The sequence below is a fragment of the Streptomyces sp. NPDC001980 genome, from assembly GCF_040296885.1.
Taxonomy (GTDB): domain Bacteria; phylum Actinomycetota; class Actinomycetes; order Streptomycetales; family Streptomycetaceae; genus Streptomyces.
Map to the genome: position 1 here is coordinate 25,711 of NZ_JBEOYD010000023.1, position 20,138 is coordinate 45,848.

The 20,138-nt window shown below is 72.1% G+C and carries 19 protein-coding genes and 3 tRNA genes; 8 read left to right on the top strand and 14 right to left on the bottom strand.

What is annotated here, in order from left to right; translation table 11 throughout:
- Positions 1 to 12: 12 nt before the first annotated feature.
- The 7 genes from pcaDC to ABT137_RS30300 form a co-directional block, all read right to left on the bottom strand.
- On the bottom strand, positions 13 to 1,131 hold the full coding sequence (gene pcaDC / locus ABT137_RS30270) for a bifunctional 3-oxoadipate enol-lactonase/4-carboxymuconolactone decarboxylase PcaDC (RefSeq protein ID WP_351714284.1): 1,119 nt from the start codon (positions 1,129 to 1,131) through the stop codon (positions 13 to 15).
- Entirely contained in the window at positions 1,128 to 2,459 is a 1,332-nt protein-coding gene (gene pcaB, locus ABT137_RS30275) for a 3-carboxy-cis,cis-muconate cycloisomerase (RefSeq protein WP_351714399.1), read from the bottom strand. Before pcaB ends, pcaDC begins: the two co-directional genes overlap by 4 nt.
- Before the next feature lie 5 nt (positions 2,460 to 2,464).
- Positions 2,465 to 3,067, bottom strand: a complete 603-nt coding sequence (gene pcaG / locus ABT137_RS30280) for a protocatechuate 3,4-dioxygenase subunit alpha (RefSeq protein ID WP_351714285.1) — start codon at positions 3,065 to 3,067, stop codon at positions 2,465 to 2,467.
- A 6-nt stretch (positions 3,068 to 3,073) separates the two neighbouring features.
- Positions 3,074 to 3,847 (bottom strand): protocatechuate 3,4-dioxygenase subunit beta, encoded by a 774-nt coding sequence (pcaH, locus tag ABT137_RS30285; RefSeq protein ID WP_351714286.1) that lies wholly within the window; start codon positions 3,845 to 3,847, stop codon positions 3,074 to 3,076.
- A 110-nt stretch (positions 3,848 to 3,957) separates the two neighbouring features.
- On the bottom strand, positions 3,958 to 5,160 hold the full coding sequence (locus ABT137_RS30290; protein WP_351714287.1) for a thiolase family protein: 1,203 nt from the start codon (positions 5,158 to 5,160) through the stop codon (positions 3,958 to 3,960).
- Complete coding sequence (locus ABT137_RS30295) at positions 5,157 to 5,801, bottom strand: CoA transferase subunit B (protein ID WP_351714288.1); 645 nt, start codon at positions 5,799 to 5,801, stop codon at positions 5,157 to 5,159. The genes ABT137_RS30290 and ABT137_RS30295 overlap by 4 nt, the downstream gene beginning before the upstream one ends.
- Complete coding sequence (locus tag ABT137_RS30300) at positions 5,801 to 6,556, bottom strand: CoA transferase subunit A (RefSeq protein WP_351714289.1); 756 nt, start codon at positions 6,554 to 6,556, stop codon at positions 5,801 to 5,803. Before ABT137_RS30300 ends, ABT137_RS30295 begins: the two co-directional genes overlap by 1 nt.
- A gap of 184 nt (positions 6,557 to 6,740) precedes the next feature.
- On the opposite strand from ABT137_RS30300, the gene ABT137_RS30305 reads away from it, so the two are divergent.
- Positions 6,741 to 7,232 (top strand): MarR family winged helix-turn-helix transcriptional regulator, encoded by a 492-nt coding sequence (locus ABT137_RS30305; RefSeq protein WP_351714290.1) that lies wholly within the window; start codon positions 6,741 to 6,743, stop codon positions 7,230 to 7,232.
- Here ABT137_RS30305 and ABT137_RS30310 read toward each other — a convergent pair.
- Positions 7,202 to 8,164, bottom strand: a complete 963-nt coding sequence (locus tag ABT137_RS30310) for a DUF3048 domain-containing protein (RefSeq protein ID WP_502984596.1) — start codon at positions 8,162 to 8,164, stop codon at positions 7,202 to 7,204. The two genes, ABT137_RS30305 and ABT137_RS30310, sit on opposite strands and share 31 nt — an antisense overlap.
- A 135-nt stretch (positions 8,165 to 8,299) precedes the next feature.
- Positions 8,300 to 9,364, bottom strand: coding sequence for an ATP-dependent DNA ligase (locus ABT137_RS30315; RefSeq protein ID WP_351714291.1), 1,065 nt, complete (start codon positions 9,362 to 9,364; stop codon positions 8,300 to 8,302).
- 118 nt (positions 9,365 to 9,482) lie between these two features.
- Between ABT137_RS30315 and ligD the strand changes: the two genes are divergently transcribed.
- A complete protein-coding gene (gene ligD, locus ABT137_RS30320) occupies positions 9,483 to 10,502 on the top strand; it encodes a non-homologous end-joining DNA ligase (RefSeq protein ID WP_351714292.1) in 1,020 nt (339 codons plus the stop codon).
- Positions 10,503 to 10,624: 122 nt separating this feature from the next.
- A complete protein-coding gene (locus tag ABT137_RS30325; protein ID WP_351714293.1) occupies positions 10,625 to 11,653 on the top strand; it encodes a LacI family DNA-binding transcriptional regulator in 1,029 nt (342 codons plus the stop codon).
- Between the two features lie 18 nt (positions 11,654 to 11,671).
- Here the strand turns inward: ABT137_RS30325 and ABT137_RS30330 are convergent, their stop codons facing one another.
- Positions 11,672 to 12,463, bottom strand: a complete 792-nt coding sequence (locus tag ABT137_RS30330) for a VOC family protein (protein ID WP_351714295.1) — start codon at positions 12,461 to 12,463, stop codon at positions 11,672 to 11,674.
- Positions 12,464 to 12,722: 259 nt separating this feature from the next.
- Between ABT137_RS30330 and ABT137_RS30335 the strand changes: the two genes are divergently transcribed.
- The 4 genes from ABT137_RS30335 (at position 12,723) to ABT137_RS30350 (ending at position 14,555) form a co-directional block, all read left to right on the top strand.
- A complete protein-coding gene (locus tag ABT137_RS30335) occupies positions 12,723 to 12,977 on the top strand; it encodes a WhiB family transcriptional regulator (RefSeq protein ID WP_351714401.1) in 255 nt (84 codons plus the stop codon).
- Between the two features lie 67 nt (positions 12,978 to 13,044).
- Positions 13,045 to 13,116 (top strand) — tRNA-Gly (locus ABT137_RS30340).
- 11 nt (positions 13,117 to 13,127) lie between these two features.
- A tRNA-Glu gene (locus tag ABT137_RS30345) sits at positions 13,128 to 13,199 on the top strand.
- A 27-nt stretch (positions 13,200 to 13,226) separates the two neighbouring features.
- Complete coding sequence (locus ABT137_RS30350; protein WP_351714296.1) at positions 13,227 to 14,555, top strand: SDR family NAD(P)-dependent oxidoreductase; 1,329 nt, start codon at positions 13,227 to 13,229, stop codon at positions 14,553 to 14,555.
- A 36-nt stretch (positions 14,556 to 14,591) separates the two neighbouring features.
- On the opposite strand, the gene ABT137_RS30355 is transcribed toward ABT137_RS30350, so the two are convergent.
- Positions 14,592 to 16,388 carry an AAA family ATPase gene (locus ABT137_RS30355; RefSeq protein WP_351714297.1) on the bottom strand — a complete coding sequence of 599 codons (1,797 nt, stop codon included), beginning with the start codon at positions 16,386 to 16,388 and terminating at the stop codon, positions 14,592 to 14,594.
- A complete protein-coding gene (locus ABT137_RS30360; protein WP_351714298.1) occupies positions 16,389 to 17,792 on the bottom strand; it encodes a vWA domain-containing protein in 1,404 nt (467 codons plus the stop codon).
- Positions 17,793 to 17,882: 90 nt separating this feature from the next.
- Here ABT137_RS30360 and ABT137_RS30365 point away from each other — a divergent pair.
- Positions 17,883 to 17,958 (top strand) — tRNA-Trp (locus ABT137_RS30365).
- A gap of 97 nt (positions 17,959 to 18,055) precedes the next feature.
- Here ABT137_RS30365 and ABT137_RS30370 read toward each other — a convergent pair.
- Positions 18,056 to 18,901, bottom strand: a complete 846-nt coding sequence (locus ABT137_RS30370) for a hypothetical protein (protein WP_351714299.1) — start codon at positions 18,899 to 18,901, stop codon at positions 18,056 to 18,058.
- 67 nt (positions 18,902 to 18,968) lie between these two features.
- The gene (locus ABT137_RS30375) at positions 18,969 to 19,943 is read right to left on the bottom strand and encodes an acyl-ACP desaturase (RefSeq protein WP_351714300.1); all 975 of its coding nucleotides are present in this window, start codon (positions 19,941 to 19,943) and stop codon (positions 18,969 to 18,971) included.
- Positions 19,944 to 20,138: the final 195 nt, after the last annotated feature.

Consider the following 20,138-nt stretch of genomic DNA (forward strand, 5'->3'; position numbering starts at 1 on the left):
CGACCGGCAGGGTCACCCTTCCTCTTCCGCCAGCACCCGCTGGGCCGTCGCGAACGCCGAGTTGGCCGCCGGGACCCCGCAGTACACCGCCGTCTGCAGCAGCACCGCGCCGATCTCCTCCGGCGTCAGTCCGTTGCGCCGGGCGGCCCGTACGTGCATGGCCAGCTCGTCGTAGTGGCCGTGGGCGACCAGCGCGGTGAGGGTGATCATGCTGCGTTCGCGCCGGGAGAGCGTGGGGTCGGTCCAGATCTCGCCCCATGCGTAGCGCGAGATGAAGTCCTGGAAGCGGGCCGTGAACGGGGTCTGCCGGGCCTGGGCGCCGTCGACGTGCGCGTCGCCGAGCACCTCGCGGCGTACCGCCATCCCGCGCCTGGCGCCCCCGTCGAGGTGGGAGCGGAGCGCGGTCAGGACGGCCTCCGGGCACTGTGCGGGCGCCAGATGCGCGGCGCCCGGAAGCTCGACCAGCGTGGACGCGGCCACCGCGTCCGCGATCTCCCGCAGGTGCGGTGGCGGGGTCGCGGGATCCTGACGGCCGGCGATCAGCAGGGTGCGGACGGCGATCTCGCCGAGCCGGTCCCGCAGGTCGAAGGCGGCCAGCGCGTCGCAGCAGGCGGCATACGCCTCCGGGTCGGCCGTCCGCTGGTCCTCGACCAGCCGTGGCACGGTGAAGCCGGGGGTGAACCAGCGGCTGGGGGCGTTCTCCGCGAGCCACTCCACACCCTCCCGGCGCACCCGCTCGGCCCGCTCCTCCCACGGCCTGGACCCGCCGAAGTGGGCCGAGGAGCAGATCACCGCCAGGTTCTCCAGCCGGTCCGGGTGGTGGACGGCCAGGTGCAGCCCCACGGCACCGCCCAGCGACACGCCCGCGTACGCGAACCGCCCGATGCCGAGCGAGTCGGCCAGCGCCAGCACCAGGTCGGCGAGGTCACCGACGGTCGCCCCCGCCTTGATCAGGTCGGGTGCCGAACCGCCGTGGCCCGGCAGGTTCCAGCGCACCACCCGGTGGGCGGTGGACAGTTCGGGCGCCACGGCGTCCCACAGGGCGTACGAGGTGCCGAGCGAGGGCCCGAGGAGCAGGGGGGGAGCCGAAGCGGGGCCCTCGACGCGGTGGTTGAGGAGGTTCTCGGTCAACGTCGCTCCAGAGCACGGTCGGTGAGCACGCCGGCGGAGCCGGTGTAGCGGGCGGGGTCGGTCAGGTTGTCGAGGTCGACGTCCTTCAAGTCGGGTTCCTCGGCGAGGAGTTCGCGCAGCGTCCGGTGCTCGGTGCGGGTGCGGCGGGCCACTTCGGTGAGCAGCTCCTTGGCGCGGGCCCGGCCGAGCACGGGGGCCAGTTCGGCGGAGAGCCGCTCCGAGACGATCAGCCCGTCGGTGAGGTCGAGATGGCGGCGCATCGCCTCCGGGTGCACCCGCAGTCCCTCCGCCAGCTCCGCCGCGTCCCGCGCCGCGCCTCCGACGGTCCGCAGCAGATCCCGCAGCGGCTCCCACTCGGCGTGCCAGGCACCGGCCGGCCGCTCGTCCTCCGCGGCCATCGAGCCGTACAGGACGGCCGCGAGCTGCGGGGCCCGCCGGGCGGCCGCCGCGATCAGCGTCGATCGCACGGGGTTCGCCTTGTGCGGCATCGCCGAGGAACCGCCCCCGCTGCCCTCGGAGACCTCGCCGATCTCGGTACGGGACAGGATCAGCACGTCCGCGGCGATCTTCCCCAGCGCCCCGGCCGTGAAGGCGAGGCACCCGGCGAGGTCGGCGATCGGCGTGCGCAGGGTGTGCCAGGGCAACAGGGGTGCGGCGAGGCTCAGTTCACGGGCGTACGCGGCCGGCAGCTCCTCGGCGTGCGCCGCGCCGTACGCGCCGAAGGCGGCCAGCGTGCCTGCCGCGCCGCCCAGTTGAGCGGGCAGGGACTCCCGGACCGGGGTCACGCGGTCCCGGGCGTCGAGGACCAGCGAGCGCCAGCCGGCCGCCTTCAGCCCGAACGTCGTCGGTACGGCGTGCTGGGTGAGGGTGCGGCCGGGCATCGGTGTGCCGCGGTGCGCGGCGGCCAGCCGGGCCAGCGCCCGCTCGGTTCGTCCGAGGTCGGCGAGTACGAGGTCCAGGGTGCGGGCGGCGACCAGCATCGTCGCCGTGTCCATGATGTCCTGGCTGGTCGCACCCCGGTGGACGAACGGCCCGTACTCCGTGCCGACCGCCTTCGTCAGGTCGGCGACCAGCGGGATGACCGGGTTGCCGCCGCCGCGGGCGCGCTCCGCGAGGGCGCCGACGTCGTAACGGCCGGGGTCGGCCGCCTCGGTCACGGCCGTCGCGGCCCCGGCCGGGGCCAGGCCCAGAGCGGCCTGGGCCCGGGTGAGAGCCGCCTCCGCGTCGAGCAGCGCCCGCAGAAAGGCGCCGTCGCTCGATGCGGCCGCGGCGGCGGAACCGGACCACCCGGGACCGAGCAGCCCGGCGTCACCGCCGCCGTGATCCACTGAACTCACTGGAACTCCAGGAAGACCGTCTCGCCCTCGCCCTGAAGGCGGATGTCGAAACGGTAGGTCCCCCGGCCCTCGTCGGCGGCGATCAACGTGCCGCGCCGCTCGCCCACCCGGGTGAGCAGCGGGTCGGCGGCGAGCGCCGCGTCGTCGCCCGGCAGGTAGATCCGGGTGAACAGGTGCACCAGCAGCCCGCGCGCGAACACACACACGCTGAGGTAGGGCGCACCGCCGCCACGTGCGCCGGGCCGCAGCGTCCGCGCGTACCAGTGCCCGTTGGTGTCCGTCTGGATCCGGCCCCAGCCGGTGAACTCCACGCCGTTGCGGCCGAGGTAGTCACCGGTCGCCGGGTCGCGGCGGATCGAACCGTCGGTCGTGGACACGTTCCCGTCCGGGTCGGCGCCCCACAGCTCCACGAGCGCGTCGGGCAGTGGGGTGCCCTCCCCGTCGTAGACGTACCCGTGGACCGTGATCGTGTCCGGGTGCCCGAGGGGTGCGATGTCCTCGCCGCCGCGGAACGGCAGCGCGTAGCCGTAGAACGGGCCGACCGTGTGCGACGGGGTGGGCAGCACGTGCTCCGGGCTGCTCGTGTCGATCTTCGTCATGGCAGGTCAGCGTCCTTCTTCGATCCAGGTGGCGTTCGGGCCGTCCAGCACGATGTCCCAGTGGTAGCCCATCGAGAACTCCGGCACGGACAGGCTGTGGTCGTAGGTCGCGACCAGGCGCTGGCGGGCCGCGTCGTCCGTCACCGACTGGATGATCGGGTCGTACGGGAACAGCGGGTCGCTCGGGAAGTACATCTGCGTCACCAGCCGCTGCGTGAACGCCGTACCGAACATCGAGAAGTGGATGTGGGCCGGGCGCCACGCGTTGAGGTGGTTGCGCCAGGGGTAGGGGCCCGGCTGGATGGTGGTGAAGCGGTAGCCGCCGTCGGCGTCGGTGATCGTACGACCGACTCCCGTGAAGTTCGGGTCCAGCGGGGCGTCGTGCTGCTCGCGCTGGTGTGCGTAGCGGCCCGCCGAGTTGGCCTGCCAGATCTCGATCAGCTGTCCTCGGACCGGCCTGCCGTCCCGGTCCAGGAGCCGCCCGGAGACGGTGATCCGCTCACCGACGGGCTCACCGCTGTGCTGCCGCGTCAGATCATTGTCTATCCCGGTGATGTCCCGCTCCCCGAACGCGGGGGAGTGCAGCTCGACCAGCTCCGGGTCCTTGGCCGTGTCGATGGCGACCAGGGGGTGCTTCGGATGCCGGAGAACGGAGGACCGGTAGGGGGCGTAGTCCCGGCGGGGATGGTGCTCGACCGGGGCGCCTTCGGCGACGCCCTTCTCGTAGTCGGCATGTTTGGCGGCGATCTCGACGTCGATGTCGGCCTGGGTGAGTGTCATAAGAAGTCCTCGGTGAAGCGCCCTGTCTGTAGGGGCGCGGGGCTGTGTCAATATGCGGCTCCGCCGCGTGGCCGCGACCAGCCACAACGCACCCGCAGGTGCCCTGAGACCTATCGCTCAAGAACAAGCGCGAGTCCTTGCCCGACGCCGATGCAAAGGGTGGCAACACCGGTACCGCTTCCACGCCGTGCCAGCTGATGCGCCACGGTCCCGGCAAGCCGCGCTCCCGAAGCTCCCAGCGGGTGACCGAGGGCGATGGCGCCGCCCTGCGGATTGAGGATGGCCGGGTCGAACTCGGGCCACTCGGCGACACACCCCAGCACCTGGGCGGCGAACGCCTCGTTGAGTTCGAGGACGTCGAGGTCGGCGAAGGTTTTGCCGGCCTTGCCCAGCGCACGCGTCACCGCTTCGACGGGGGCCAGCCCGAAGTAGTCCGGGTCGATCCCGGACACCCCGGTCGCGCTGACCCGGGCCAGCGGTTCCCGCCCGAGCGTCCTCAGCCCCTCCTCGTCGGTCAGCAGCAGCGCCGCCGCGCCGTCGTTGAGGGGGGAGGCGTTGCCCGCGGTCACGGTGCCGCCCTCTGTACGGAAGGACGGCTTGAGCTTTGCCATCGCGGTGAGGGAGGCATCGGGGCGTACGCATTCGTCGGCGGCGAAGGGGACCGGGTCGCCCTTGCGCTGCGGGACGGGCACGGCTGCGAGTTCGGCGTCGAACAGGCCCTGTTCCTGCGCGGCGGCGGCCTTCCGGTGGGAGGCGAGGGCGAACTCGTCCTGCTGCTCGCGACTGATCTTGTGCTTGTCGGCGATGCGTTCGGCCGACTCGCCCAGCGGGATGGTCCACTGCGGCGGCATCTTCGGGTTGACCATGCGCCAGCCGAGGGTGGTCGAGTACAGCTCGGCGTGTCCGGCGGGGAAGGGCCGGTCGTTCTTGGGCAGGACGTACGGCGCCCGGGTCATGGACTCGACGCCACCGGCCACGGCGATGGAGGCGTCGCCGACGGCGATGGCGCGGGCGGCCTGGACGACCGCCTCAAGGCCCGAGGCGCACAGCCGGTTGACGGTGACGCCCGGCACGGACGTGGGCAGGCCGGCGAGGAGGGCGGCCATCCGGCCGACGTTGCGGTTCTCCTCGCCCGCGCCGTTGGCGTTGCCGAAGTAGACGTCCTCGATCCGGGCCGGGTCCAGGTCAGGGGTGCGGGCGAGGAGCTCGCGGATGGCGTGGGCGGCCAGGTCGTCCGGGCGCACGCCCGCCAGACCGCCGTTGTAGCGGCCGATCGGCGTCCGGACCGCGTCGACGATGTACACCGTGTTCACAGCAGACCCTCCGGGACAGTGAGTTTCGCGTCGGTCTTGGCGATGATCTCCTCGGCACCGACCCCGGGAGCGGTCTCGACGAGGACGAGTCCGTCATCGGTGACGTCGAGCACGCCCAGGTCGGTGATGATCCGGTCCACGCACGCCTTCCCGGTCAGCGGCAGCGCGCACTCGGTCAGGATCTTCGCCGAGCCGTCCTTCGCGGTGTGCGTCATCACCACGATCACGCGGCGGGCACCGTGGACCAGGTCCATCGCCCCGCCGATCCCGGTCACCAGCTTCCCCGGGATCGCCCAGTTCGCCAGGTCCCCGCCCGCCGAGACCTGCATCGCACCGAGCACGGCGACATCGATGTGCCCGCCGCGGATCATCGAGAACGACAGCGCCGAGTCGAAGAAGGAGGCCCCGGGCAGCACGGTCACCGTCTCCTTCCCCGCGTTGATCAGGTCCGGGTCGACCTGGTCCTCGGTCGGGTAGGGGCCGGTGCCGAGGATGCCGTTCTCCGACTCCAGGACCACCTCCACCCCCTCGGGCAGGTAGTTCGGGATCAGCGTCGGCAGCCCGATCCCCAGATTCACGTACTGCCCGTCCTCGAGTTCACGCGCCGCCCGCGCGGCCATCTCCTGACGCGTCCAGGCCATCAGCTGCTCACCGTCCGCTGCTCGATCTTCTTGTCCGCCGCCTGCTCGGGGGTGAGGGCCACGACCCGCTGCACGAAGATCCCCGGCAGATGCACCGCGTCCGGATCGATCTCTCCGGGCTCCACCAGCTCCTCCACCTCGGCGATCGTGATCTTCCCGGCCATCGCCGCGAGCGGGTTGAAGTTACGGGTGGACTTGCTGAAGACCAGGTTCCCGTGCCGGTCGCCCTTGGCCGCCCGCACCAGCGCGAAGTCGGTGCGGATCCCCCGTTCCAGGACGTACTCGGTGCCGTCGAACTCCCGCACCTCCTTCGCGGGCGAGGCCACGGCCACCCCGCCGGAGCCGTCGTAGCGCCAGGGCAGCCCGCCCTCCGCGACCTGCGTGCCCACTCCCGCCGGCGTGTAGAACGCGGGGATCCCCGCACCGCCCGCCCGCAACCGCTCGGCGAGGGTGCCCTGCGGGATCAGCTCCACCTCCAGCTCACCCGCCAGATACTGCCGCGCGAACTCCTTGTTCGCCCCGATGTACGACCCCGTCACCCGCGCGATCCGCCCGGCCGCCAGCAGGACCGCAAGACCCGTGTCCATCGCCCCGCAGTTGTTCGAGACCACCGACAGGCCGCTCACACCCCGCTCGTACAACGCCCCGATCAGCGCGTTCGGCACACCGCTCAGCCCGAACCCGCCCACCGCCAAAGACGCGCCCTCCGGCACGTCGGCCACCGCCTCCGCCGCCGTGGCGACCACCTTGTCCATTCGTGAAGCCTCATCTCTCAGCGGATTAATCAGGGCACTGAGTATTTCAGCGAGATGTCTGCCACGCTGCCACTGGCATCAGCACCAGTCAAGGCCTCGGCCGACGGCAGTCGGGTGTACAGACAGGACGGATGACCGCGGGTATCGTTCAGTGCACCAACGAATTCGGACCACGGGAGCGCATATGGCCGCGGTGGACCTCACCACCCACCCCGGGCACCTGGCCCGGCGGCTCCAGCAGGCCCACTACCTGCTGTGGAACACGATGGTCTCGGAGGAGATCACCTCGCCGCAGTTCGCCGTACTGAACGCGCTCGTCGCCGAGCCGGGACTGGACCAGCGGACCGTGGGGGAGCGGGTGGGCCTGGACCGGTCGACCATCGCCGAGGTCATCAGCCGGCTGGGCCGGCGCGCGCTCCTCGACAAGGTGCGCGACCCGCAGGACGGGCGCCGTTTCCTGCTGCGTCTCACCGACGACGGCCTGCGCACCCACCGCAAGCTCAGCGTGCGCACCGCCCGGATGAACCAGGTCTTCCTGGCCCCGCTCTCGGCCGCGGAGCAGACCCAGTTCTTCGATCTGATCCGCCGGGTCTCGGACGCGGCGGAGGACCTGCGCAACCCGGCCGAGCCGGCCGTGCCGCAGGATCAGGACTTCGCGAACACCACCCAGACCTGACCGTCGGCGAAGTTCACCGGGCTGCCGTCCGCGTTCGTGAACGTCGTTCCGCCGGTGGTCTCCGGGCGTGACCAGGTGGCTCCGAAGGATCGCCCGTCCCGCAGCACTTCCGCCTTCCCCGAACCCACCGTCTCGGTGAACGGTGTGTTGTTGCCGAGTACGTCGTGGTACTCCGACGGCCGGACCTGCACGTGCTGCACCACGACCGTCGCCGGTGCCAGCCGGTTGCCCGCCGTCGTCCTCGCCGGTGTGCCGTCCATGGACACCAGCCAGCGGTTCCGGTCGCCGGACCAGGTGAAGGTGAAACGGGCCGCCGGGTACCGCACGGTGCGGGAGGCGGTGACCGTGCCGCCGGCCGGGGCCGCGCCGTAGCGGAAGCCGGTGGTGAGCGCCGCCTTGCCGGGCGCCCCGTCCGGTATCAGCTCGGCCGGGCGGAGGTACAGGTTGTGCGGGGCCGGCCGGCCGCTGCCCCGGTAGTAGGCGCCGGACGCCTCCGCGGGTGATTCCGGCCGCAACGGCGCTCGGCCGATCAGGGGGAGCAGTTTCTTCTGGGCGCCGGAGAAGGCGAGCGTCGGTCGGTCGAACTGGCGCAGCAGCTCCAGGTCGGACTCGCGGGCGCTGCGGACGGGGCCGATGACCTCGGGGAGCCGGGTGGCGTACACCGCCATCAGCCGGCTGAGCCCGCCCTCCACCTGCTCCGCGTACACCACGTCCGCCGAGTCCAGCCCGGTCTGCGGGCGGGCCGCGGCCACGTTGTCGATCTTCACGGCCAGGACGGATCCGGTGGCCTGCCGCCCGCTCGGTGCCGGGGTGCCCTCGCGCGGTGTCGGGGTGGCCTGTGGTGTGCGGCCGTCGTCGGTCGTGCCGTGCCGGGTGCAGCCCGCCGTGAGGGAAGCCGTCGTCGCGACCGCCGCCAGTGCTGCTGTCAGCACGGTCCGACGTGTCGGCGCCTCGTGTCGCCTGTCCACCGCTGCCCCCCGTTCGTCCCACCCCGTTCACGCTCTTGCTTGATTGTGTGCTCAACAAGTCATCGGGGGCCATACCTGGTCGAACCGGATCGGGGACGGTCAGGACCCCAGGATCTCCGTGAGGTCGTAGCGCACCGGCTCCTCCAGCTGGGCGTACGTGCAGCTCTCCGGCGTGCGGTCCGGGCGCCAGCGGCGGAACCGGGCCGTGTGCCGGAAGCGGGCCCCGTTCTCCATGTGGTCGTACGCCACCTCGGCCACCCGTTCCGGCCGCACCGGCACCCAGGACAGGTCCTTCTTGCCCGACCAGCGGCTCGGCGCTCCGGGCAGCCGGGCCGACTCGTGCGCCGCCTCCTCCGCCCAGGCCGCCCACGGGTGCCCGGAGACGTCGGCCATGCGCAGCGGCTCCAGCTCCTCGACCAGCTCGGCCCGCCGCTTCATCGGGAACGCGGCCGACACACCCACGTGCTGGAGGGCGCCCCGGTCGTCGTACAGGCCCAGCAGCAGCGAGCCCACCACGGGGCCGCTCTTGTGGAAGCGGTAGCCGGCCACCACGACGTCGGCCGTCCGCTCGTGCTTGACCTTGAACATGGCACGCTCGTCCTGGCGGTAGAGCAGGGTGAGCGGCTTGGCGATGACCCCGTCGAGGCCTGCCCCCTCGTACTGCTCGAACCACTGCCGGGCCACCTCGACATCGGTCGTGGCCGGCGCCAGATGCACCGGAGGGGTCACGCCGGCCAGGGCGCTGGTGAGCAGGGCGCGGCGGTCGGTCAGCGGGACGTCGAGGAGGGACTCGTCGTTCAGCGCCAGCAGGTCGAAGGCGACGAAGGAGGCGGGCGTCCGCTCCGCCAGCGTGCGCACCCTGGAGTCCGCCGGATGGATCCGCTCGGTCAGCGCGTCGAAGTCCAGCCGGCCCTCCCGCGCGATCACGATCTCCCCGTCCAGCACGCACCGCTCGGGCACCCGCTCCTGCAGCGCCGCCACCAGCTCGGGGAAATACCTGGTCAATGGCTTCCCGGTCCGGCTGCCGAGCTCCACCTCGGCGCCGTCCCGGAACACGATCGCGCGGAAGCCGTCCCACTTCGCCTCGTACTGCATGTCCGGCGGGATCGTCGCCACCGACTTGGCGAGCATCGGCTTCACGGGTGGCATCACCGGCAGATCCATGCCACGACTCTACGAGCGCTCCCGGGCGTCCGCTCGTCACGCTGCACACTTCGGTACCGACCCGGCGGTTGTGTCGAGCCGATATGCGGGGTGGGGGTGGTGCGCCTACCGTGGCCGCATGGGCGATGCGGTGCAACTGGAGGTGGCCGGCCGGACCGTACGGCTGTCCAGCCCGGACAAGGTGTTCTTCCCGGAGCGCGGTTTCACCAAGCTGGACGTCGCCCGCTACTACGCGGCCGTCGCCCCCGGCATCCTGCGTGCCCTGCGCGACCGCCCCACCACCCTCCAGCGCTACCCGGACGGCGTCGAGGGCGAGTGGTTCTACCAGAAGCGCGCCCCCAAGGGCATGCCCGACTGGATCCCCACCGCTCACATCACCTTCCCCAGCGGCCGTACCGCGGACGAGATGTGCCCCACGGAGGAGGCCGCCGTGGTGTGGGCCGCGCAGTACGGCACGCTCACCTTCCACCCCTGGCCGGTGCGCCGCGATGACGTCGACCGTCCCGACGAACTCCGTATCGACCTCGACCCGCAGCCCGGCACCGACTTCGCCGACGCGGTCCGCGCCGCCCACGAACTGCGCGCCGTCCTGGACGAGTTCGGCGGACTGCGGGGCTGGCCCAAGACCTCCGGCGGCCGCGGGCTGCACGTCTTCGTGCCCATCGAACCCCGCTGGACCTTCACCCAGGTCCGGCGCGCCGCCATCGCCGTGGGCCGCGAGCTGGAACGCCGGATGCCGGACCGGGTGACCATCAAGTGGTGGAAGGAGGAGCGCGGCGAGCGCATTTTCGTCGACTACAACCAGACAGCCCGCGACCGCACCATCGCCTCCGCCTACTCCCTGCGGCCCCGCCCGAACGCCCCCGTCTCGGCGCCGCTGCGCTGGGAGGAGGTCGACGACGTGCAGCCCGCCGACTTCGACCTGGTCACGATGGAGGCCCGGTTCGCCGAACTCGGCGACGTGCACGCCGACATGGACGACCACGCCTACTCCCTCGACGCCCTCCTGGAACTCGCCCGCCGTGACGAGGAGGAGCACGGCCTCGGAGACCTGCCCTATCCGCCGGAGTACCCGAAGATGCCGGGCGAGCCCAAACGCGTCCAGCCGAGCCGGGCACGGCCCGAACAGCCTTCCTGACGGCGGGAGTCGGCAACGCCCCGGCGGCGGTCGGCAGGCGCGGTGCCCAGCGGGAGCGCTCCGACCGCCTTCCGGTGCCCGGGACTATGCTGATCGTCAGCCGCCGAGGAGGAGGGCCGAGGGTGTCCGAGGCAGTGTCGCGCCCCACGCTGGAGGCCGTGGCCGCGCGGGCCGGGGTCTCCCGGGCCACCGTGTCACGGGTCGTCAACGGCGGGGACGGCGTGCGCGAGCCCCTCGTCCAGCGGGTCCGGCGGGCGGTCGAGGAACTCGGCTACGTCCCCAACCAGGCGGCCCGCAGCCTCGTCACCAGACGGCACGACGCCGTCGCCGTCGTCATCGCCGAACCGGAGACCCGGATCTTCACCGATCCCTTCTTCGCCCTCCAACTGCGCGGCATCAGCAAGGAACTGACCGCCCATGACAACCAGCTCGTCCTGCTGCTCACCGAGGGACGGGACGACCACGCGCGGGTGGCCCGCTATCTCGCCGGCGGCCATGTCGACGGCGCGCTGGTCTTCTCGCTGCACCTCGACGACCCGCTGCCGGGTCTGATCGAGGGCGCGGGCGTGCCCACCGTGTTCGGCGGCCGGCCCGGCTGGAGCGACGGCACGGACAGCGCCGTGTACGTCGACTGCGACAACCGGGGCGGTGCCGAGGACGCGGTGCGCCACCTCGTCGGCCTCGGCCGGACCCGGATCGCGCACATCACCGGGCCGCTGGACCAGACGTCGGCGGCCGACCGGCTGCAGGGATACCGGGACGTGATGGGGGAGACCGATCCCCGGCTGGTCGTCGCCAGCGACTTCACCCCCACCGGCGGCGAGCGCGCCATGGGCGAACTCCTCGACCGCTGCCCGGACGTGGACGCCGTGTTCGCCGCCAACGACCTCACCGCCCTCGGCGCCCTGCGTGTCCTGCGCGAGCGCGGCCGCCGGGTGCCCGAGGACGTCGCCGTGATCGGCTTCGACGACGTGCTGCCCGTCGCCGAACAGACCGAGCCGGCGCTGACGACGGTCCGTCAGGACATCGAGGAGATGGGCCGGTTGATGGCCCGCCTGCTGCTGTCCACGCTGACCCGCGGCGAGGCGGCGACCGGCGCGCCGTCCAGCGTCGTCCTGCCCACGACGCTGATACGGCGCGCGACCGCGTAGCGGATCCCGGCTGCCGCCTCAGGTCTGCTGCGGTTCGCCCTTGATCACCGCGAAGCGGGCGCCGTACGGGTCGGCCAGTTTGGCCATCCGGCCCACCCCCTCCAGCGTGGTCGCCGGCATCCGCACCCGACCGCCCGTCTGCTGGGCCTTCTCGACCACCGCGTCGGGGTCCTCGACCTCGAAGTAGGGCAGCCAGTACGCGCCGGTCTGCGCTTCGGCCGGGTCCTCGGCCAGCGGCACCATCCCGCCGAACATCGACGCGTCGTCACCGCCCGCCGGGTTGACACAGGTGTAGGTGCCACCGGGGAAGGGCACGCCGGAGGTCTCCAGACCGAGCACCTTGTGGTAGTACGCCGCGGCGGCTGCGATGTCCGGGGTGTACAGCTCGACCCAGCACAGCGAACCCGGATCGCCCGCCACGTCGACCCCCTTGGTCAGCGCCGGCTGCCAGATGCCGAAGGGCACGCCCGCCTGGTCGGCGAGGATCGCCAGGTGCCCCTGGCCCATCACGTCCATCGGCTGGGCGAGGACGCTGCCGTGCGCCTGCTCGGCCGCCTTCGCGGTGGCCTGCGCGTCCTCGCTCCGGAAGTACACGGTCCAGGACGGCGGACCCTGCTCCGGGGTGGTCTGCATACCGCCGGCGACGGTCCTGCCGTCCAGCTGGAAGAATCCGTAACCCCCGGCGTCGGGACCCGCCGACTGGAACTCCCAGCCGAAGAGACCTTTGTAGAAGGAGACGGCGCCGTCGATCTCGGGTGTGCCGAGGTCGATCCAGTTGGGAGCGCCGTTGACGAAACGGGTGGTGAGCATCATCGCCCTCCTCGGAAGGGTCCTGTTCTCTGCTGCGCCGAGTCTTCCACCGCCCACTGACAATCGCTGCCCGACCACGCCCACCGCAGCCCGGTTACCGTGGGTCACCCGACGCAGTCGCCGAGTTTCGGATCCGTTCCGCGCGCCGCCGTGCGCGGGCGTGGCGCACGGGAGCATGATCGAGGCTGCGGTGCTCTGTCGCCGGGACGTTGAGCGGGCGTTGATCGAACGTTTTTCGCCGCCCGGCACGATCCTGGCCATGCACTTCGACACCATCACCCCGCCCCGCACGCCCGTCCCGGCCTGGCAGGCGCAGGCGTTGTGCGCGCAGACCGGGGCGGACTTCTTCTTTCCCGAGCCCGGCAGCTCGGTGCGCGAGGCCAAGCGCATCTGCGGCATGTGCGAGATGCGTCCGGCCTGCCTGGAGTACGCGCTCGACAACGACGAACGCTTCGGCGTCTGGGGCGGCCTGTCCGAGAAGGAACGCCTGGAACTGCGCCGCGGGTCCCGCTGAACCCACGCCCGCCCGGGAAATGCGGTGCGGCCGTACGCCCAGGCCCGGATACCATCCGGGGACGCGGCCGGACGTAGCGCAGAGGCAGACGCACCGCCTTGCCAAGGCGGACACGCCGGTTCGAATCCGGTCGTCCGGGCCGCGCGGTGAGGTCCTGTAGAGCAGAGGCAGACTCGCCACCCTCTCAAGGTGGATACGCCGGTTCGAATCCGGCCGGGACCGCGGTACGGCGGACACGGGGCGGGGCGGATGAGCGAGGCGATCACCGAGGCGGAACTGGCCGCTTTCCACGAGGTCGTGGGGAAGCTGCGGGCGCTGCCCGTCGACGATCCGGTACGGCTGCGTGCCGAGCAGGTCGCCGCCTCCTTCGCCCGCGACGGCCGGCTGCGCCGCCGCAGGACGCGCGGCACCGAGACGTCGACGGCCGACGCCGCCGTGATGGCTGCGACCGCGACCGGCGCCCTGGACCGCCGCGAGGACGCGCCGCTGGCCGTGCCCGGTGCCGGGGGTGTCTTCCGCAAGCCGCGTACCTGCTACGTCTGCAAGTCGCCCTATCGACAGGTCGACACCTTCTACCACCGGCTCTGCCCCGACTGCGCCGCCGACAACACCGCACGGCGCGCCCTGAGCACCGACCTCGGCGGCCGCCGGGTGCTGCTCACCGGCGGCCGGGTGAAGATCGGCTTCCAGCTGGCCCTGATGATGCTGCGCGACGGCGCCGAAGTCCTGATCACCTCCCGTTTCCCGCAGGACACCATGCGCCGCTTCGAGGCCGCCCCCGGCAGCGCCAAGTGGCTGGACCGGCTCACCGTCCTCGCCGTCGACCTGCGCGACCCGCGCCAGGTGCTCGGCCTGTGCGAGGAACTGCGGCAGGAGGGCGAGCCGCTGGACATCCTCGTCAACAACGCGGCCCAGACCGTGCGCAGACCGCCCGAGTCGTACGCCCTGCTGGCCGCCGGCGAACCCGACGCGCTGCCCCCGGGCGCCCGGCAGGCCCCCGGGTTCACCCCGATGCGCCGGCTGGCGGGCTCGGCCGCGGCCCTGCCCGTCGCCCTGCGGGAGGCCGACGAGGCCGGGCTGCTGCCCGACCCGTCGCCCGAGAACTCCTGGTCGGCCCGGCTCGGTGCCCTCGACCCGGCCGAGGTCCTGGAGACCCAGCTCGTCAACGCCCTGGCTCCGGCCCTGCTGTGCGACCGGCTGCTGCCGCTGCTGCTGGCCTCGCCCCGGCCGCGCCGCTACGTGGTCAACGTGACCGCCGTCGAGGGCCGATTCACCGTCCGCAACAAGATGCCGGGCCATCCGCACACCAACATGGCCAAGGCCGCCCTCAACATGCTCACCCGCACCAGCGCCGCCGAACTCGCGGAGCGGGGCGTCCACATGTGCGCCGTCGACACCGGCTGGATCACCGACGAGAACCCGGCCCCCAAGAAGGCCCGGATGGCGGGCGCCGGCTTCCGTACCCCGCTCGACATCGTCGACGGCGCGGCCCGCGTCTACGACCCGATCGTGCGCGGCGAGGCCGGGGACCCGGTGTCCGGCGTGTTCCTGAAGGACTACCGGGAGGCGGAGTGGTGAGCAGGGCGCCGCATTCCGCCGCCCGCGGCCCGGCCGTCAGCTCCGCCGCAGCTCCGTGAACACCTCCGTCCAGAACCGCTGGTGCCGCTCCGACGCCCCCACCAGGTAGGTCGCCCGCAGCTTGGCCGGGAGCAGGGCCACCAGGCGGCCCACCACCGCCCGGTCTCTCTTCAGCTGGGACAGCTCCGCGTTGGCGAGGATCTGGTGCACCACGTCGCTGTCGTCACCGCCCTCGCCGGAGTGCGCGGCGGCCGCGCGCAGCCTGGCCTCCCAGGCGTCGACGTCCCGGGCCAGTTCGCGCAGACCGGTGACCGGGCGGCCCTTGAAGCGGTCGACGAGGGCCGTCAAGGGCACCGGCGCGTACTCGCCGTCGCCGAGGTAGACCGTGGCCATCTCCAGCGGCAGCCCCTTGCGGTGCAGTTTGACCAGCCGCTCCAGGGTCCGCTTGGTGATCCATTCCCGGCCCTCGTCGTCGATGTCGTGCTTCCACCACTCCAGGACCGTCTCGGCGTCCCGGCCGTACCGCGCGAGCAGCCACTCGTTGGCCGGGATGTCCTCGGGCTCGACCAGGAGGGACGCCGTGAAACGGGTCGCCTGGGCGATGTTGTTCCGTGACACCAGCAGCTTGCGGCCCAGGTGGTACGGCGGGTTCTGCACGGCTATCTGGGCCCGCAGGTTCTCGATCCGGCGTCCCGCCAGCGACCACTCCTGGGTGACCTCCATCAGCTTGGCGAACGCGGCCCGGTCCTTGGGCCGGTTGTACTCGTCCCACACGATCGCCTTGGGCTCCGGGCCCGTGAAGGGCGCGGCGAGGAGGTTGTCGAGCGTGCCGTCCGGGGACGGCACCGGCGCGCACAGGTCCTCGACGTTCGTCACCGGCAGCGAGAAGTACAGGGCGTCCCGGCCGAGCCCGGCGCGCAGGGTCTCCCGGACCAGCTCCGTCTTGCCGCAGCCCGGCGGCCCCTGGAGCAGCACCGTCCAGCGGTTGCGCAGCGCCGCCCGCACCACCTGCCGCACCGGGTCCGCGACCGTCGCCGGGTTGGCGACGCCCAGGCTCGCGGCGATCCGGTCGAGGATCTCGGCCGTGCGGTTCTGCCCCGGCCGTCCGTCCGGGCCCGGCTCGGCCAGCCGCAGCCGCTCGCCGTCGACCAGCGGCAGGCCCCAGCGCAGCGGGAAGCCCTCGCGCGCGTTGGCCAGCACATGGTCCAGGGTGCGCGGGGAGAGCAGCTCGCGCAGGGCGGGGGAGAGGGACGCCCACAGGGAGAAGACCGGACGCAGGTCCCAGGGACGGTACTTGGCCGCGAGATACCGGCGCCACGACGTGTCGTTCGCCGTGATCCGCATCGTCACCATGCGGTCCAGCAGTGCCAGGTCACCACGGCGTGCCGAGGTCTCCGACAGCGACTCGTTGTCGGTGAGGAACACGCCCACGCAGCCCAGGGCGCGCAGATCGTGCTCGCCCAGCGACCAGTTGCAGGCGACCTGCATGAGCTGCGACTGGATCGTGTCGCCCGCCTGCAGCGAGTCGTCGATGAGCAGCACGAACGGCCGGCCCGGCCGGAGCCGGCTCATCACCAGCTGGCGCAGCACCAGTTCGCCCGTGCGCGGGTCCCGGACCGGTGCGTTGACCAGCAGGTCGTCCGGGGTCAGGTTCGCCGCCGGCACGTACACCAGCGTGGTGTCCGGGTACGCGCGGGCGAGATGCGAGAAGAACGTCGCCGTCTTGCCGATGCCGTGCTCGCCGAAGACCTGCCCGGTCTGCCGCAGGTCGATCATCGCGTCGATGAACGACTCCAGCCGGGACGTCGTCGACTGCTGTGTTTCCGTGGTCATCTACCGTGATCCCGTGGTGACGCGATGGCAGTCCATCGCGGGTGTGTGCGTCTCGGGCCAGTCGTTGCCGCCCTCGGTGATCAGCCAGATCCATTTCTCCGGCTCGGCCGGGGTGATCGGCGGCGCGTATCCGTCGGTGAGGACGACGACCGCGTCCGGGTTCGCCTCACAGCGCCGGCCCGCCACCTCGGTACGGCCCTCCACGTAGTCGGCGACCGCCTGGAAGCTGGTGCCGCCCCCGCCGTACACCCTCTCGCCGGGCCGGAACGGCATCACCACGGCGTCGAAGGACAGCCAGTGCGCCGCCACCCCGTCGATCCGGCCGACGAGCCGGGTGAGCCAGTCGATCACCCGGTCCGGCATCGAGCCCGAGGTGTCGTAGGCGATGACGAGCACCTTCTCGCGTACCGGGCCGCGCCGGGCGAGGATCGGGTCCTGGCCGAGCGCCGCGAGCAGGGCACCGCGCTTCTTCGGGTACACCAGCCGCTCGCCGTCGCGGAGCCGGGAGCCCAGCACGTCGACCAGCCAGCGCTGCCACCAGTCGACGGTCCGGGTACGGGTGGTCTCGCCGCGCAGCATGCCCGCGCCGAGCTTCCCCCAGAGCCGCGCGGCCCGCGCCGATCCCTCCTCGGTACGGCTCATGAGATCGAGCAGTTCGCGTTCCGCGCCCGGGTGGCCGCGCCGGGCCGCCAGCAGGGAGTTGAGCAGCGCCGACGACGCCACCTCGTCCACGGTCACCTGGTCGGCGGGGACCAGACCGGCCACCAGGTGCGGGCACAGCGGCGGCGGCACCGGCGGATCGCACATGCGCTTCAGCTCCCCGTAGATCCGCAGGTCGGTCTCGGTGAACCCCTCGTACGTGAGCGGCTCCAGGCCGTGGGCCGTCAGGTCCTCCCGGTAGGCGTCGTAGACCCTGCGCGGGTCGACGCCCGTCGGCCGGCCGTCCAGCAGGGGCAGCTCCGTACGGCCGAGGCGGACCAGGGCCACGTGGTTGACGGCGACCTCGGCGGCGAGCGCGAACACCGGGTCCTCGCGCAGCTCGGGATCGGCCAGGAGATGACGGTGCACCAGGTGCCGGGCCTCGTGGAACAGCACGAACTTGACGCCGTCCAGGCCCAGTGCGACGAAGAAGTCCGGGTTGTAGAGCAGCAGGCAGGTGCCGTCGCCCGAGGCGACCACGGCCGCCGTGTCCACCGCCGTCGTCGGGATCTGATGTGCGCACTTCGAGTACAGCCACGAGGCCACCGCCGACTCCGTCAGCCCGAAGTCCAGCAGCGCGGCCTCCTTCAGCCGCCGCGCCTGAGCCACGACCTCCGGATCGGCCGGGCGGTAGGCCGCAAGTGCCCTGCGGTCGGCCAGGTCGACCACAGGAGGGCGTGGCCGCCCCCGCTCTCCGTACGTCATGCGCCGTCCCCCGCCCCGCAGTTCCCCCGGTGCTTCATTGGTACCAGCCGGCACCGACAACGGGCCAAGGCATTACGATCTGCCGCACGGGCGGGGCCGTAGCGCAGAGGCAGGCGCACCGGTCTCCAGAACCAGAACACGCCGGTTCGAATCCGGCCGCCCCGCCCCCCTGAAGCGCCTCGAAGAGGGCGTGGCCCGTCGTCGGCCCGCAGCGCAGAGGCAGGCCCTCCGGGCCGGTGATCGGCAGCGGGGCGGCGGCCCGGCTAGGCGATGGCCCCCGCGGTCCTGACCAGTTCGCCGGTCGTGCCGTGGAAGGTGTCCAGGAGCTGGGCCAGTACCGCCCAGGCCTCCTCGCGGTCGCCCAGGTGGTCCCGGACCAGCGGGCGCAGCGCGTCCTCGGCCTCGGCGGCGCGGCGCGGGAACATCACGTGCCCCAGGGAGAGCACCTTGAGCACGTCCAGGGCCGGTCCGTGGTCCAGCGCGTACACGGCGGGCCCGTCCAGGATCCCCGCCTGGCGGACGCGGAAATCGAACTTGCGGTGCGTGCCGAACTGGGCGCGCAGTGAGGGCGGGCAGTCCGGGCGGACGGCCAGGGCCCAGCGGACGTAGCCGGGCAGGGAGTTCTCACGGTCCGCCTCGGCGACCGTCTGCCAGTGCTCACGCCGGTAGACCATGGAGGTGGCCTCCCGCGCGGCGGCCATGGAGTCCGACTCGCGCAGGGCCGGCACCAGTCCGAGGCGGGCGACCCGGTCCGGGACCGGCGGTGCCTCGTAGTCGTCGCGCAGGACCGGGTCGACCTCCACCGCCGGCAGTCGCCCCGGTGCGAAGGGCACGCCGTCCAGGATCGCCCGTTGCAGTGCCGTGTCCCGGTCCGTGAGCAGCCGCCAGACGACGGCGTTGAGATCCGGGTCGTCCTCCTGGAGCATCCACAGCACCACCGAGGACGGCAGCGCCGGCAGCCCCTGGGGAATCCGGCGCCTGGCCTCCCGGAGGTCCTCCGGCGCCGGCCGGGGCAGCCCGACACGGGCGCGTACCCGGTCGGCGTCCGCGGAGTCGATCAGGTCCAGGAGGAAGCCGACCGCCCGGCCGGAGGTGGTGTCAGCACGCATGCGCGCATGATGCCGCAGGCCGCCGACAGGGCGCACCGGAAAATCCGGGCGCCCGCCGGTCGTCGCGTCAGGCGCCGGCGCGCGCCGCCATCCGGGCCTTGCGCGCGGCCAGCTTCTCGTCGAACTTCGTGGCCTCCGCGTTCAGTCCGCCCATGAACAGGCCGAGTTCCTCCTGCGCCTGCAGGCCCTCCGGACCGAGGCCGTCGATCTCCAGGACCTTCAGGTGGCGCAGCACCGGCTGGAGCACGTCGTCGTGGTGGATGCGCATGTTGTAGACCTCGCCGATCGCCATCTGGGCGGCGGCCCGCTCGAAGCCGGGGATGCCGTGGCCGGGCATGCGGAAGTCGACCACGACGTCCCGCACCGCCTGCATGGTCAGGTCGGGGGCCAGCTCGAACGCGGACTTCAGGAGGTTGCGGTAGAAGACCATGTGCAGGTTCTCGTCGGTCGCGATGCGGGCCAGCATGCGGTCGCAGATCGGGTCGCCGGACTGGTGGCCGGTGTTGCGGTGCGAGATGCGGGTCGCGAGCTCCTGGAAGGCGACGTATGCGATCGAGTGCAGCATCGAGTGCCGGTTGTCCGACTCGAAGCCCTCGCTCATGTGCGACATCCGGAACTGCTCCAGCTTGTCCGGGTCCACCGCGCGCGAGGCGAGCAGGTAGTCGCGCATCACGATGCCGTGCCGGCCCTCCTCGGCGGTCCAGCGGTGCACCCAGGTGCCCCAGGCGCCGTCCCGGCCGAACAGCGAGGCGATCTCGTGGTGGTAGCTGGGCAGGTTGTCCTCGGTGAGCAGGTTCACCACCAGCGCGGTCCGGCCGATCTCGGTGACCTTGGACTGCTCCTTGCTCCAGGCCTCGCCGTCCTCGAAGAAGCCGGGGAAGTTACGGGCGTCCGTCCACGGCACGTACTCGTGCGGCATCCAGTCCTTGGCGACCTTCAGATGCCGGTTCAGCTCCTTCTCGACCACTTCCTCCAGGGCGTACAGCAGCCGCGCGTCGGTCCACACGGACGGGCTGCCGAGGTGGGGAGAAGTGATCGTCACGAGAACTCCAGGGGGACGCCGAACAAGAGCGGATGAACGGGAGAAGACCGGCGAGCGGGGCCGGAAACCTACGTGATCGTAGGCTACGAAAGCGTAGGTTACGAAGCCGTAGGTTAAGTGCGCTGTAAAGACTGCTGATCAGGCCCGGTGCACAAGGCGAATCGGGACATGCCAAGCCGCCCCGGGACTCGCAGG

Coding starts and splice junctions, on each gene's coding strand:
- pcaG (WP_351714285.1), bottom strand. CDS start 3,067: ATGACGAAGATCGACACGAGCAGCCCGGAGCACGTGCTGCCCACCCCG.
- pcaH (WP_351714286.1), bottom strand. CDS start 3,847: ATGACACTCACCCAGGCCGACATCGACGTCGAGATCGCCGCCAAACAT.
- ABT137_RS30295 (WP_351714288.1), bottom strand. CDS start 5,801: ATGGCCTGGACGCGTCAGGAGATGGCCGCGCGGGCGGCGCGTGAACTC.
- ABT137_RS30300 (WP_351714289.1), bottom strand. CDS start 6,556: ATGGACAAGGTGGTCGCCACGGCGGCGGAGGCGGTGGCCGACGTGCCG.
- ABT137_RS30305 (WP_351714290.1), top strand. CDS start 6,741: ATGGCCGCGGTGGACCTCACCACCCACCCCGGGCACCTGGCCCGGCGG.
- ABT137_RS30315 (WP_351714291.1), bottom strand. CDS start 9,364: ATGGATCTGCCGGTGATGCCACCCGTGAAGCCGATGCTCGCCAAGTCG.
- ligD (WP_351714292.1), top strand. CDS start 9,483: ATGGGCGATGCGGTGCAACTGGAGGTGGCCGGCCGGACCGTACGGCTG.
- ABT137_RS30330 (WP_351714295.1), bottom strand. CDS start 12,463: ATGCTCACCACCCGTTTCGTCAACGGCGCTCCCAACTGGATCGACCTC.
- ABT137_RS30335 (WP_351714401.1), top strand. CDS start 12,723: ATGCACTTCGACACCATCACCCCGCCCCGCACGCCCGTCCCGGCCTGG.
- ABT137_RS30350 (WP_351714296.1), top strand. CDS start 13,227: ATGAGCGAGGCGATCACCGAGGCGGAACTGGCCGCTTTCCACGAGGTC.
- ABT137_RS30355 (WP_351714297.1), bottom strand. CDS start 16,388: ATGACCACGGAAACACAGCAGTCGACGACGTCCCGGCTGGAGTCGTTC.
- ABT137_RS30360 (WP_351714298.1), bottom strand. CDS start 17,792: ATGACGTACGGAGAGCGGGGGCGGCCACGCCCTCCTGTGGTCGACCTG.
- ABT137_RS30370 (WP_351714299.1), bottom strand. CDS start 18,901: ATGCGTGCTGACACCACCTCCGGCCGGGCGGTCGGCTTCCTCCTGGAC.